We start from the raw sequence: 13,179 nt of genomic DNA, 5'->3' as shown, positions 1-13,179 counted from the left end.
TACCGGAGTTTCGCCGAAAATCCGAATCGAGGGCGGGGGCCCCGCACCGGAGCCCCGCCCTCGCCCGGTTCATCGTCCGGGGTCGACGTTCACACTGCCGGCCGACACGGACACATCGATCGTGCGACGGGCGCTGGGCGACTCGTCGACACGGGCATCGAACGATCCCGCGTTGATGTCCTGCGTGATCCGGTACTCCACATCCGGAAGCGTCAGGTTCAGGGATCCGGCGCTCACATCGATGGTGGTCGCCGTCGGCGCGTCGCCGGTGAGTTCGACCGTCAGGTCGCCTGCGGCGATGCCGAGATCCGCCTGGTCGACGCCGTCGAGGAGGACGTCCGCCCGCCCCGCGTTCATCTGCACATCGACGGCCGAGGCCGCTCCGGAGACATCGAGGGATCCGGCGTTGATCTGCACCTCGAGGGTGCCGAACTCGCCGGAGACGTCGAGAGCGCCGGCATCGAGCGTGAGGCTCGCGTCGAGGCCCGAGCTGCTGAGCTCCTTCGGAAGGGTGAGCACGGCGCGCTCGTCGTCACCGAACCAGTTGCCGAACCACCAGCCGAAGGCGGGCCGAGGGCTCCGGACGACGAGCTCGTCCGCTTCGCGCTCGAACGTCCACGAACCTCGACCGTTGGTCACGGAGAGCTCCGCCGCGTCCACATCTCCGAAGTCGATGCGGACCATGCTCGCATCGGCGTCGAGATCGATCGCAGTGACGCCGTCGACGTCCACCGTCTGCACCGAATCCGGTCGGCTGGAGGACAGAAGGGTGCCGGTCGCCGCGACGGCCGCCGTGCCTCCGGCTCCGAGCAGGGCGATCCCACCGACCACGGCGGTGACGATCATGACGGCGGTCGCTCCGGATGAACGCCGCGGTCCGGGCGCGCTCGGCGACGGCGTGGGGGAAGCCGCGGACGGCGGCGGGGGAGTGATCGGGGTGTGCCCGCCCTGTGCTCCGGTGTTCTCGGTGGTCATCGTGAGACTCCTGTCTGGCCGTTCGACGGCGTCGTGCCGCCCGTGTTCTCGAGGTGGGCCAGCGCGGCGAGCACGCGGCGGTTGCCCGCCTCGTCCTGTTCGAAGCCCAGCTTCTGGAAGATGGAGGTGATGTGCTTCTCGACGCTCGCTCCCGAGAGGAAGAGGAGGGCAGCGATCGCCTGGTTCGACTTGCCCTCGGCGAGCAGCGCCAGCACGGTGCGCTCCCGCTCGGTGAGCCGCATCATGCGATCGTCGCGGTTCCGGCGGGTCAGGAGCTGGGCCACGACCTCCGGGTCCAGCACCGTGGCGCCGTCGGCGATCCGCTGCACCGAATCGATGAACTCCGCGACATCCGCCACCCGGTCCTTCAGGAGGTAGCCGAGCGGACCGCCCTGCGCGGCGATGAGATCGGACGCGTAGCGCTCCTCCACATACTGGGACAGCACGAGGATGGCGAGCGACGGATGCACCGCCCGCAGATCGAGCGCCGCGCGGATGCCCTCGTCCGTGAAGGTCGGCGGCAGCCGCACATCGAGGATGCAGAGGTCCGGCGTCGTCGACGTCACGGCCTCGCGGAGACCGGTCGTGTCGGTGAGGGCCGCGACCACCTCGTGGCCGGCGTCCTCGAGCAGACGCACGAGCCCCTCGCGCAGGAGGACGGAATCCTCGCAGATCAGGATGCGCATGGCACGTTCACCTCCAGGCTGGTCGGGCCGCCCTGCGGACTGTCGAGACGGAAGGTCCCGCCCGCGGCGAGGATCCGGTTCGCGATGCCGTCGAGGCCCCCGCCCGGGATGACCTGGGCGCCGCCCATGCCGTTGTCCTCGACCCGCGCCCAGAGGACGTTTCCCTCGCGGAGCCGGACGGTGACCCGCGCTTCGCTCGCTCGGGAGTGCTTCGCCGCGTTGGTCAGCGATTCGGCGATGGAGAAGTACACCGCCGCCTCCGCATCGCGTCCGGGCCGGCTTGCCCCGGCGCCGCCACTCTGGGTCCCTGAGCCGTACCCCTGGGTCCCTGCCCCGCCACCCTGGGTCCCTGAGCTTGTCGAAGGGTCCATCCGCACGTCCAACTGCACGGGGATGGGGGAGCGGCTGGCGAGCGCGGACAACGCGGCGTCGAGTCCGCGGTCGTCGAGCACGGAGGCGTGGATCCCGCGGGCGAGCTGCCGCAGTTCGGTGATGGCGGCCTTCGTCGACGTGTGGGCCTCGGAGATGAGCTCTTTCGCGGCGTCGGGGTCGGTGTCGATCTTCTGCTGGGCGAGCCCGAGGGTCATCCCGACGGAGACGAGCCGCGGCTGGACGCCGTCGTGCAGATCGCGCTCGATCCGCGTCCGTTCCACATCGGCCGCACGGACGGCACCCTCACGCTGGGCGGTGGATGCGCGGACACGCTCGGTGAGCTCGACCTCACGAGCCCGGGCGACGATCGCCAGCGCGAGTGTCCGGGCCAGGAGCGCGAGGCCGATGATCCCGGCGGCGGAGGCGAGTGCGCCGAGGACGCCGATCACGGGCGCCCAGGACACCGGGATCTGCCCGCCACCGAAGGGGCCGACGATGGTCTCGGCCGAGGTCAGCGGTGCGAAGGCGATGATCATCGACCAGAGGAGTGCCCAGAACAGTCGGAGCACCACGAAGCCGAGGACCGCGGTGATGGCGAAGTTCGCCACCGCACGCCACATCCGCCCATCGATCGCCTGCCTCCCGAGCGCGCGGAGCCAGCCGCCGAAGCCGGGACGGTCCCGCGGCTGGAGCCGCAGCGGGGCGTTCGGTACCCGGTACAGGGCGGCGACGCGAGCGATCTCGAACCAGCCGACGCCGAAGAGCGCGTACACGAGGCCCACGAGCACCACGATGCCGACGCCGAAGACGAAGAGGAGGCCGAGTCCGGTGCCGAGGAGCCCGCCGAGCATGCCGAAGATGGCGCCCCCGATCACCCCGACACCGGCGAGATGCAGGATCGTGAGCGGGATGCGCAACGGCGGCTTCACCGCTGGCGCGGTGCCCGGGGTCGCAGTCTGTGTGGTCATGCTTCCACGGTAGGGCCGCCGCCGGACCTCGCCCACCGAGTCAACCGGACACTCCCGTTCGGGTTTTCCCTACCCCCACCCGCCGAGACCCCGCCCTATCGCCGAAACCCCGGCCTGCATCGCTGCGCAGGCCGGGGTTTCGGCGGAAAGACGGGGTTTCGGGTCAGTTCGACATGAAGCCGACGAGCAACCCGCCCGTGACCTTCACGGCCAGGTTGTAGATGCCCGCGACGACGGCGCCGAGCACCGTGAACACGATGAGGTTGAGGATCGCGACAACCGCCGCGAACGCCATGACCTGCGGCAGCCCCACGAGCTCGGACAGCGGGATCGCGCCGTCGGTGAAGCTCCGCACGAACTCGTCGGCCGTGGACATGATGCCGGTCGCCTGCAGCACGAGGAAGATCAGGAAGAACGACACCATCGTGACGACGGCCAGAGCGACCGCTCCCAGGAACGAGAGCTTCACCGCGGACCAGAAGTCGACGTAGACGAGCCGCAGCCGGACCTGCTTGCCACCGGTCTTGCGTGTCGACTTCTTCGCCAGCTTGTCAGCCACTGTGCTCATGCGTCTGTATCCTCGGGTGTCTCAGTCGTCTGGGGGGCCTCGGCGTCGGCATCCGGCTCGGTCTCCTCTTCGGTGAGACCACGTTCGCCGTTCCGGGCGATGGCGAGGATGCGGTCGGCCTCCGTCGTGCGGGCGAACACCACTCCCATGGTGTCGCGACCCTTGGCGGGGACCTCGGCCACGGCAGAGCGTACCACCTTGCCGCTGGACAGAACCACCAAGACCTCGTCGTCCTCGGACACGATCAGACCACCCGCGAGAGTGCCCCGATCGTCGTTCAACTTGGCGACCTTGATGCCGTATCCGCCACGCCCCTGGACGCGGTATTCCTCGACGGCGGTGCGCTTCGCATAGCCCCCGTCGGTGACCACGAAGACGTACTTCCCGGGTGCGGCGACGGAGGCGGACAGCAGGCTGTCACCCTCACGGAACTTCATGCCCTTCACCCCGGCGGTGGCACGGCCCATGGGGCGCAACGCCTCGTCGGTCGCCTGGAATCGCACCGACATGCCCCGGCGGCTGATGAGCAGGATGTCGTCCTCGGCGTTGACGAGGAGGGCGCTGACCAGCTCGTCCTCGTCGTTCAGACGGATCGCGATCACGCCGCCCTGGCGGTTCGTGTCGTAGTTGTCCAGACGGGTCTTCTTGACCAGGCCCTCGCGCGTGGCGAGGACGAGGTAGTCCGCCACCGCGTAGTCGCGGATGTCGAGGACCTGCGCGATGCTCTCGTCCGGCTGCAGCGCGAGGAGGTTCGCGACATGGGTGCCCTTCGCGTCACGCCCTGCTTCCGGCACCTCGTACGTCTTCGCGCGGTAGACCCGGCCCTTGTCGGTGAAGAACAGCAGCCAGTGATGCGTCGTCGTGACGAAGAAGTGCTCGACGATGTCGTCCGCGCGCAGCTGGGCGCCCTTGACACCCTTGCCGCCGCGGTGCTGCGAGCGGTAGTTGTCGCTGCGCGTGCGCTTGATGTAGCCCTCGCGCGTGACGGTGACGACCATCTCCTCCTCGGCGATGAGGTCTTCCATCGACACGTCGCCGTCGAAGCCGTGCAGGATGTGCGTCCGCCGCTCGTCGCCGAACCGCTCGACGATGCCCGTCAACTCCTCGCGGATGATCGAGCGCTGGCGGCCCTCGTCGGCCAGGATCGCCTTGTAGTCGGTGATCTGAGCCTCGAGCTCGTTGGCCTGATCGATGATCTTCTGACGCTCGAGAGCGGCGAGTCGACGCAGCTGCATCTGCAGGATCGCGTCGGCCTGGATCTCGTCGATGTCGAGGAGCTTCTGCAGTCCCTCGTTCGCATCCGCGGTGGTCTGCGAACGACGGATCAGGGCGATGACCTCGTCGAGCGCGTCGAGCGCCTTCAGGTAGCCGCGCAGGATGTGCATGCGCTTCTCGGCTTCGCGGAGGCGGAACTCCGTGCGTCGGACGATCACATCGATCTGGTGAGCGATCCAGTGCGAGATGAAGCCGTCGATCGCGAGCGTCCGGGGGACACCGTCGACGATCGCGAGCATGTTCGCGCCGAAGTTCTCCTGCAGCTGCGTGTGCTTGTACAGGTTGTTCAGCACGACCTTCGCGACCGCATCGCGCTTGAGCACCACGACCAGGCGCTGACCGGTGCGGTCCGACGACTCGTCACGGATGTCGGCGATGCCGGTGATCTTGCCGTCACGGGCGAGGTCGCCGATCTTCACCGCCACGTTGTCGGGGTTGACCTGGTAGGGCAGCTCGGTGATGACGAGGCAGGTGCGACCCTGGATCTCCTCCACGTTGACGACTGCGCGCATCGTGATCGAGCCGCGACCCGTGCGGTACGCCTCATGGATGCCCTTGGTGCCGAGGATCTGCGCGCCGGTCGGGAAGTCCGGGCCCGGAATGCGCTGGATCAGACCCTCGAGCAGTTCCTCGCGCGAGACCCCGGGGTTGTCGAGAGCCCAGAGCGCCGCGTCGGACACCTCGCGCAGATTGTGCGGCGGGATGTTGGTCGCCATCCCGACCGCGATGCCGACCGAGCCGTTGACGAGCAGGTTCGGGAAGCGGGCGGGCAGGACCGTGGGCTCCTGCGTCTGACCGTCGTAGTTGTCGGTGAAGTCGACGGTGTCTTCCTCGATGTCGCGCACCATCTCGAGCGCGAGCTGAGCCATCTTCGTCTCGGTGTATCGCGGGGCTGCGGCACCCATGTTGCCCGGGGAGCCGAAGTTCCCCTGGCCGAGGGCGAGCGGGTACCGGAGCGACCAGGGCTGCACCAGACGGACGAGGGCGTCGTAGATCGCCGAGTCGCCGTGCGGGTGGTACTGACCCATGACCTCGCCGACGACGCGGGCGCACTTGGAGAACGACTTGTCGGGGCGGAACCCACCGTCGTACATGCCGTAGATGACACGGCGGTGCACCGGCTTGAGGCCATCGCGGACGTCGGGGAGGGCGCGGCCGACGATGACCGCCATGGCGTAGTCGAGGTAGCTGCGCTGCATCTCCGACTGCAGATCGACCTGGTCGATCTTGCCGTGCTCGTGACCCTCGGTGATGTCGGGGCGTTCTTCGTCAGTCATGTGTCTTTCCTGGTGGGCTGAGCTGGTCGGAGCAGCGGGTCCCGTTCGACGGACTCAGGGACCCCGCGGTGATCAGATGTCGAGGAACCGGACGTCCTTGGCGTTGCGCTGGATGAAGCTCCGACGCGATTCCACGTCCTCGCCCATCAACACGCTGAAGATCTCGTCCGCGGCGGCGGCGTCCTCGATGGTCACCTGACGAAGCGTCCGGGTGGTGTGGTCCATCGTGGTCTCCCACAGTTCCTTGGCGTTCATCTCGCCGAGACCCTTGTAGCGCTGGATGCCCGCGTCCTTGGGGATGCGCTTGCCGTTCTCCAGGCCGTAGGCCAGCAGCGCATCGCGCTCGGCGTCGCTGAACACGTACTCGTGTGCCGCGTTCGACCACTTGAGGCGGTAGAGCGGCGGCATCGCGAGGTACACGAAGCCGGCCTCGATGAGTCCGCGCATGTAGCGGAACAGCAGGGTGAGCAGCAGGGTGGTGATGTGCTGACCGTCGACGTCGGCATCGGCCATCAGCACGATCTTGTGATACCGCGCCTTCTCGATGTCGAACTCCTCGCCGATGCCCGTGCCGAAGGCCTGGATCATCGCCTGGACTTCCTTGTTGCCGAGCGCCTTGTCGAGACGCGCGCGCTCGACGTTGAGGATCTTGCCGCGCAGCGCCAGGATCGCCTGCGTGTGCGGGTCCCGACCCTGCACCGCCGAACCGCCGGCCGAGTCGCCCTCCACGAGGAAGATCTCGCTGATCGACGGGTCCTTGCTCGTGCAGTCCTTGAGCTTGTCGGGCATCGCTGCGGATTCGAACACGCTCTTGCGACGCGCGGTCTCGCGTGCCTTGCGCGCGGCGAGGCGTGCCGTCGCCGCGTCGATGGCCTTGCGGATGACGTTCTTCGCCTGGTTCGGGTTGCGCTCGAACCAGTCGCCGAGCTGATCGCCGACGACCTTCTGCACGAAGGCCTTCGCCTCGGTGTTGCCGAGCTTCGTCTTGGTCTGACCCTCGAACTGGGGCTCGCCGAGCTTGATCGAGATGACGGCGGTCAGCCCCTCGCGCACGTCGTCTCCGGAGAGGTTGTCGTCCTTCTCCTTGAGGAGGTTGTTCGCACGGGCATAGCGGTTGACGAGCGTGGTGAGCGCCGCCCGGAAGCCCTCCTCGTGCGTGCCACCCTCGTGCGTGTTGATGGTGTTGGCGTAGGTGAACACGTTCTCCGTGTACGACGTCGTCCACTGCATCGCGACCTCGAGCGAGATCTTGCGCGCCGTGTCCTCGGACTCGAAGGCGATGATCTCCTCGTTGACGACCTCGGCGTGGCGCACCTTGTTCAGGTACTCGACGTAGTCGACGAGACCGCGCTCGTAGAAGAAGACGTCGCCCGGCTGCTTCGTGACCGCCTGGCCGTCTTCCTCGGTCTCGTACGCCGACTCCGGCCGCTCGTCGGAGAGCTCGATGCGCAGTCCCTTGTTGAGGAACGCCATCTGCTGGAACCGGGTGCGGAGCGTGTCGTAGTCGAACTCGACGGTCTCCTGGAAGATCTCCGCGTCCGGCCAGAACGTGATGCTGGTCCCGGTCTCCTCGGTGGCCTCGCCCTTTTCCAGCTTCTGCTGCGGGACGCCGCCGTCGGCGAAGCTGTGCCGCCAGACGAAGCCCTTCTGCTTGACCTCCACGTCGAAGCGGGTCGACAGGGCGTTCACCACCGAGGATCCGACGCCGTGCAGACCGCCGGAGACGGCGTAGGCGCCGCCACCGAACTTGCCGCCCGCGTGCAGGATCGTGAGCACGACCTCGACGGTCGACTTCGAGGGGTCCGACGAGTGCGGGTCGACGGGGATACCGCGACCGTTGTCGACCACGCGCACGCCGCCGTCGGCGAGGAGGGTGACGAAGATCGTGTCGGCATACCCGGCCAGCGCTTCATCCACCGAGTTGTCGACGATCTCGTAGACGAGGTGGTGCAGTCCGCGGGGACCGGTCGAGCCGATGTACATGCCGGGTCGCTTGCGGACCGCTTCGAGTCCTTCGAGGATCTGGATCGAGTCGGCGCCGTACTCACCGGGCTGCTGCTTCTTCGGTGCGGGTGCCGCCGATCCTCCGGCCTGTGAGCCCGACGAAGCGTCGTTGTTCGGTTCCGTCTCGTCAGCAGGGGATTCAGGCGTCATCAGAGGGCATTCTCCAGATCGATATCTCGAACTCCCATTCTAGCCGGGTTTCGAGTCGAAATGCCGCTCAACGGCCGCGTGTGGCCCTCTGAGCGTTTCGGACCCCTTGCATGGTGCCCTACCCGTAGGTATCGCGCGGGCCCCGCCCTGGAACGGCTCTGGGACCCCATTTCCACGAGGGGACGTCCGGTCCGATGAAGCGGAGGTTCTCCACTCCCGCCTCCGGGTACCGTCGTCCGATCTCCGTGAGGATCGTCGCGCGCATGAACTGGAGGTTCTTCGCCCACGCGGTGGAATCGCACTTGACGGTGAGCAGTCCGCGCTCGAGAGACACCGGCTCCGAGTGCTTCGCGGTGTCCGCCCCCGCGAGGTCAGCCCACTGGCGGACGAGGTCCTCCCGGGCGAGCGTCGTCTCCCAGCCGGATTCGCGGCTGAGCGTGTCGAGGACGGCGCCGAGGCTTCCCGGATCGCGGCCGGGGGTGAACGGCGCGTTGTCGTCGTCGACGGAGATCCGCCTTTTGCGCTTCCAGTTCTTGGCGCTCGGCTTGAGTCCCCGCAGTCGCAGGTAGGTGGCGACGGTCTCGGGAGCCTCCGCCGAGGCCGCGCTGTCGGTGACCACGTCAGTCATTCGGCGCACCGTCCTCTCCCTGCAGCCGGTCCCGCTCATCGGTGATGGTCCCCGCCGTGATGCGGACGACGTGAGCATGGAGCACGTCGGGGATATCCTCCTCCACCGCGGCCGTGACCACCACCTGCTCGTAGCCCGCGGTGAGCGCGGCGAGCCGCTGCCGCCGATCGGCGTCCAGCTCCGCGAAGACGTCGTCGAGGATCAGTACCGGGTCGCCGGCCGGGGACTCGCTGCGGAGCAGCTCGGCGGATGCCAGTCGCAGGGCGAGTGCGACCGACCAGGACTCGCCGTGGGAGGCGTACCCCTTCACCGGCAGGTCCCGGACCCGCAGCACCAGGTCGTCCCGATGGGGTCCGGTGAGGGTGAGGCCGCGGTCGAGTTCGTTCGAGCGTTTCGCCGCGAGGGAGGCGCGGAACATCTCGGCGATGCGACGGGCGTCCCCGCGCACGTCGTCGACGGGAGCGGCACCGTCCGCGTCATCGCGGTCGTCGTCATCCTCGGGATCGCTGCCGGCGACCGACAGCGCCCAGTCGAGCCGGGGACGGTGGTCCGCGCCGGCGATCGCCGCGTATGCATCGGCGACGGGCTGCTGCAGATCGGACGCCAGCCGCTGCCGTGCCGTGATGATCTCGGATCCGAGGGAGACGAGCTTGTCGTCCCAGACGTCGAGGGTGCTCAGCGCTTCACCGCGGATGCCCCGCGCCCGCGCCGACTTGAGCAGGGCGTTGCGCTGCCTGAGCACGCGGTCGTAGTCACCCAGCACGGCGGCGAGTCGCGGGGTGCGCTGGATGAGGAGCTGGTCGGCGAACCGGCGGCGGGCCGAGGGGTCGCCCCGCACGATCTGGAGATCCTCCGGCGCGAACAGCACGACATGTGCGTAGCGGGGGAGCTCGTTCGTCTTCGACGGGGAGCCGTTGATCCGCGCCTTGTTCGAACCCTGGCGATTGAGCTGCACCTCGACGAGCACGCGTCGCTCACCGTGCGCGAGCCGGGCCCGGATGACGGCGAACTCCTGCCCGTCCCGCACCATCGGCGCGTCCGAGGACACCCGATGCGATCCCAGCGTCGCGAGGAACACCACCGCCTCCGCGAGGTTCGTCTTGCCCTGGCCGTTCCGCCCGACGAGGACGTTCGGCCCGCGGTGCAAGGCGAGTTCCGCGGTCGCGTAATTGCGGAAATCGACCAGGCTGAGATGCTCCACAATCACGGAGGCAGCCTACCTTCCGGGTCGGACACTCCCTCGGGGCCGGGGGTGCTCAGCGCAGGAGGAGGTTGGGCTGGAGGAGGTACTTGAACGAGTCCAGACCGGCCTGGTCGACCGACGTCTGACTGGTGATGAGGACCGGGCTCAGCTTGTTGGCGTTGTCGCTGGAGGTGAAGGTCACCCGCACGAACTCGCTCTTGACCGCACCGAGGGCTTCGATGAGGTACTGCGGGTTGAGACCCAGCGTCACCTCGTCGCCGCCGGAGAGGATCGCGTCGACCGACTCGGACGCGCGGGCGTGCTCGCTGCCCGATGCATCCATCGTGACGCTGTCGGTCGAGAACGTGAAACGCAGTGGCGCCGCGCGGTCGAGCACGAGGGAGACACGGCGGACGGCCTCGATGAGATCGGCCGTGTTGACGACAGCGTAGTGGTCGGTCTGCTCGGGGAAGAGGCGGCGGACCGGGGGGAAGTTGCCCTTGATGAGCAGCGACGTCACGGTCTTGTTGCCGGCGGTGAACGCGATGATCTCGCGATCCCCGGCACCCGAGAAGGCGATCTGGATCGTGCCGGCGTGACCGAACGTCTTGCCGACCTCGACGAGGGTGCGGGCGGGAACGAGTGCGGTGGCCTCGACGGCCTCGCCGTCCCAGGGCACGTCGCGGAGCGAGACCCGATAGCGGTCGGTGGCGACGAGGCTGAGCGTCTGGCCGGTGACCTCGAGCTGGACACCCGTCAGCACGGGAGTCACGTCGTCACGGGACGCGGCGAAGCCGACCTGCGCGATCGCCGTGCCGAAATCGTCGGCCGGGACGACGCCGGAGGATCCGGACACCTCGGGAATGGACGGGTATTCCTCGACCGGCATGGCCGCGAGGGTGAAGCGAGCCGAGCCACAGGTCACGGCGATTCCGCCGTCATCCTCGACGGCGATCTCGATGGGAGCGTTCGGGAGGCGGCTCGCGATGTCGGAGAGCAGCCGCCCGTGGACGAGGATCGTGCCCGGTGTCTCGACCATCGCCTCGATGGTCGTCCGTGCGGATGCTTCGTAGTCGAAGGCCGAGAGCGTGAGTCCGGAGCCGTCCGCCTCGATAAGGACACCGGCGAGGATCGGCTGTGGATTGCGCTGGGGCAGCAGCTTGACGACGAAGGACACAGCCTCGCTGAAGACATCGCGGTTGACCTGAAACCTCACGGGTGCTCCCTTGTCGTCGAACATGACGGGTCGTCGTCGGGTCCTGCCACTGCAGGGAATCCCATGCTAGCCCCACAGTCCTGCGGTTCCCTACGCCGGAGGACTTGTCATGCCGCCGCCGGTTCTCCCCACCGTCTGGTGATCGGATCGCACCCTGAATGACTTAACTCCTTAACGGTGTTAACACCTGTGGATACTGTGGATAAGTCGGTGGAAAGCAGGCGCGAGTAGGGAACTACACACGTGTCACTTGTGGAGACCCTGAGGAATCCGCGGGTGGACAGGGGTCGGTCGTCGTTTCGCCGTCCCGGGGTTATCCACAGGTTTCCCCGATCGCCCCACATTCGAGACGGCGCGTTCCACGTTCATCCACAAGTTATCCACATGTGCATAGACGCATCTATCCGGCGGGTGCATGTCGCCGAAACGCCGACAGGGACGCCGTCCGATGTCGGATGCGGCGTCCCTCTCGTGGATGCAGGTCGTCAGCGACGACCGAGCTGCGTGGTGATCTCGGTCACCTGGTTGTAGATCGAGCGACGCTCCTTCATGAGTTCGCTGATCTTCTTGTAGGCGTACATGACCGTCGTGTGGTCCCGGTTGCCGAAGAGCTGACCGATCTTCGGGAGGGAGAGGCTGGTGCGCTCACGGCAGAGGTACATGGCGATCTGCCGTGCGGTGGCGATCTGCTGCGAACGGCTGGAACCGTAGAGGTCGTCGACGGTGAGCTTGAAGTACTGCGCGGTCGCGGTGATGATGTCGGTCGGCGAGATGATGTTGTCCTCGGCCGTGTCGATGATGTCCCGCAGCACGGTCTGAGCCAGGGAGATGTCGAGGGCAGAGCGGTTCAGGCTCGCGAACGCGGAGACGCGGATGAGTGCACCCTCCAGCTCGCGGATGTTCGAGGACACGACCGTGGCGATGTACTCGAGCACCTCGTCCGGGATGTGGAGGGCCTCGCTCTGCGCCTTCTTCCGCAGGATGGCGATACGGGTCTCGAGGTCGGGCGCCTGCACGTCGGTGATGAGGCCCCACTCGAACCGGCTGCGCATGCGGTCCTCGAAGCCGGTCAGGTGCTTCGGTGCGACATCGCTGGTGATGACGACCTGCTTGTTGTGGTCGTGCAGCGTGTTGAACGTGTGGAAGAACGCCTCCTGCGTCTCCGCCCGTCCCTGGAGGAACTGGATGTCGTCGATGAGGAGGATGTCCACGTCGCGGTACCGCGCTTGGAACGCGGCGCCGCGGTTGTTGGCGATGGAGTTGATGAAGTCGTTCGTGAACTCCTCGCTCGACACGTACCGCACCTTCACCCCGGCATAGAGGGACTGCGCGTAGTCACCGATGGCGTGGAGGAGGTGTGTCTTGCCCAGTCCGGAGTCGCCGTAGATGAAGAGCGGGTTGTAGGCCTTGGCCGGAGCTTCGGCCACGGCCACGGCGGCCGCGTGGGCGAACCGGTTGGACTGGCCGATCACGAAGTTGTCGAAGGTGTACTTCGGGTTGAGGCGGGACTCGTGGCGCAGCGCCGTCGGCTGCTCCATCGGCGACTCGGCGCGCACCGGCTCCTGGCGACCGAAGTCGGCAACCGCGATGGGGGCCGTGGGCTGGTCCGCGAGTTCGTGGTTCACGACCACCCGATAGGACGTGACCTCTTCGCCGACGTGAGCGAGCGCCTCCATGATGGGCAGGCGGAGACGCTTGTTGATCTGCGCGGCGGTGAGGTCGTTCGGCACCTCGAGGTACAGGGTCGCCGACATCACCCCGGCCGGCACCGCGAGGCTCAGGAAGCCCTGGAGCTGCGGCGTGACCCGATCGTCGGCTTCCAGCAGCTCCTGCACCGTGGTCCAGATCGGGACTTCGGGCTGGGCTGGTGAGGACAT

At 67.5% G+C, this 13,179-nt stretch carries 10 protein-coding genes; all 10 read right to left on the bottom strand.

Going from position 1 to position 13,179, the window contains the following annotated elements:
- Positions 1–69: 69 nt before the first annotated feature.
- The 10 genes from MICNX66_RS00050 to dnaA all read right to left on the bottom strand — a co-directional run bounded on the left by MICNX66_RS00050 (position 70) and on the right by dnaA (position 13,179).
- A complete protein-coding gene (locus MICNX66_RS00050; protein WP_187662795.1) occupies positions 70–975 on the bottom strand; it encodes a DUF4097 family beta strand repeat-containing protein in 906 nt (301 codons plus the stop codon).
- Positions 972–1,661, bottom strand: a complete 690-nt coding sequence (locus MICNX66_RS00045) for a LuxR C-terminal-related transcriptional regulator (RefSeq protein WP_187662794.1) — start codon at positions 1,659–1,661, stop codon at positions 972–974. Before MICNX66_RS00045 ends, MICNX66_RS00050 begins: the two co-directional genes overlap by 4 nt.
- Entirely contained in the window at positions 1,649–3,001 is a 1,353-nt protein-coding gene (locus tag MICNX66_RS00040; protein WP_187662793.1) for a sensor histidine kinase, read from the bottom strand. The genes MICNX66_RS00045 and MICNX66_RS00040 overlap by 13 nt, the downstream gene beginning before the upstream one ends.
- A 163-nt stretch (positions 3,002–3,164) precedes the next feature.
- A complete protein-coding gene (locus tag MICNX66_RS00035; RefSeq protein WP_025102877.1) occupies positions 3,165–3,569 on the bottom strand; it encodes a DUF3566 domain-containing protein in 405 nt (134 codons plus the stop codon).
- On the bottom strand, positions 3,566–6,121 hold the full coding sequence (gene gyrA, locus MICNX66_RS00030; protein WP_187662792.1) for a DNA gyrase subunit A: 2,556 nt from the start codon (positions 6,119–6,121) through the stop codon (positions 3,566–3,568). Before gyrA ends, MICNX66_RS00035 begins: the two co-directional genes overlap by 4 nt.
- Positions 6,122–6,193: 72 nt before the next feature.
- Positions 6,194–8,275, bottom strand: a complete 2,082-nt coding sequence (gene gyrB, locus MICNX66_RS00025) for a DNA topoisomerase (ATP-hydrolyzing) subunit B (RefSeq protein WP_187662791.1) — start codon at positions 8,273–8,275, stop codon at positions 6,194–6,196.
- A gap of 118 nt (positions 8,276–8,393) precedes the next feature.
- On the bottom strand, positions 8,394–8,903 hold the full coding sequence (locus tag MICNX66_RS00020) for a DUF721 domain-containing protein (protein ID WP_187662790.1): 510 nt from the start codon (positions 8,901–8,903) through the stop codon (positions 8,394–8,396).
- Entirely contained in the window at positions 8,896–10,110 is a 1,215-nt protein-coding gene (gene recF, locus MICNX66_RS00015) for a DNA replication/repair protein RecF (RefSeq protein WP_187662789.1), read from the bottom strand. The genes MICNX66_RS00020 and recF overlap by 8 nt, the downstream gene beginning before the upstream one ends.
- A gap of 49 nt (positions 10,111–10,159) precedes the next feature.
- Positions 10,160–11,302 (bottom strand): DNA polymerase III subunit beta, encoded by a 1,143-nt coding sequence (gene dnaN, locus MICNX66_RS00010; protein WP_187662788.1) that lies wholly within the window; start codon positions 11,300–11,302, stop codon positions 10,160–10,162.
- 485 nt (positions 11,303–11,787) lie between these two features.
- A complete protein-coding gene (gene dnaA, locus MICNX66_RS00005) occupies positions 11,788–13,179 on the bottom strand; it encodes a chromosomal replication initiator protein DnaA (protein WP_187662787.1) in 1,392 nt (463 codons plus the stop codon).

Source organism: Microbacterium sp. Nx66 (assembly GCF_904066215.1).
GTDB classification, from domain to species: Bacteria; Actinomycetota; Actinomycetes; order Actinomycetales; family Microbacteriaceae; genus Microbacterium; species Microbacterium meiriae.
This window is presented reverse-complemented; position numbering and strand designations above follow the sequence as displayed.

Bases quoted from the DNA above. Each gene is read 5' to 3' on its own strand.
- MICNX66_RS00050 (WP_187662795.1), bottom strand. From the start codon at position 975: ATGACCACCGAGAACACCGGAGCACAGGGCGGGCACACCCCGATCACT.
- MICNX66_RS00045 (WP_187662794.1), bottom strand. From the start codon at position 1,661: ATGCGCATCCTGATCTGCGAGGATTCCGTCCTCCTGCGCGAGGGGCTC.
- MICNX66_RS00040 (WP_187662793.1), bottom strand. From the start codon at position 3,001: ATGACCACACAGACTGCGACCCCGGGCACCGCGCCAGCGGTGAAGCCG.
- MICNX66_RS00035 (WP_025102877.1), bottom strand. From the start codon at position 3,569: ATGAGCACAGTGGCTGACAAGCTGGCGAAGAAGTCGACACGCAAGACC.
- gyrA (WP_187662792.1), bottom strand. From the start codon at position 6,121: ATGACTGACGAAGAACGCCCCGACATCACCGAGGGTCACGAGCACGGC.
- gyrB (WP_187662791.1), bottom strand. From the start codon at position 8,275: ATGACGCCTGAATCCCCTGCTGACGAGACGGAACCGAACAACGACGCT.
- MICNX66_RS00020 (WP_187662790.1), bottom strand. From the start codon at position 8,903: ATGACTGACGTGGTCACCGACAGCGCGGCCTCGGCGGAGGCTCCCGAG.
- dnaA (WP_187662787.1), bottom strand. From the start codon at position 13,179: ATGTCCTCACCAGCCCAGCCCGAAGTCCCGATCTGGACCACGGTGCAG.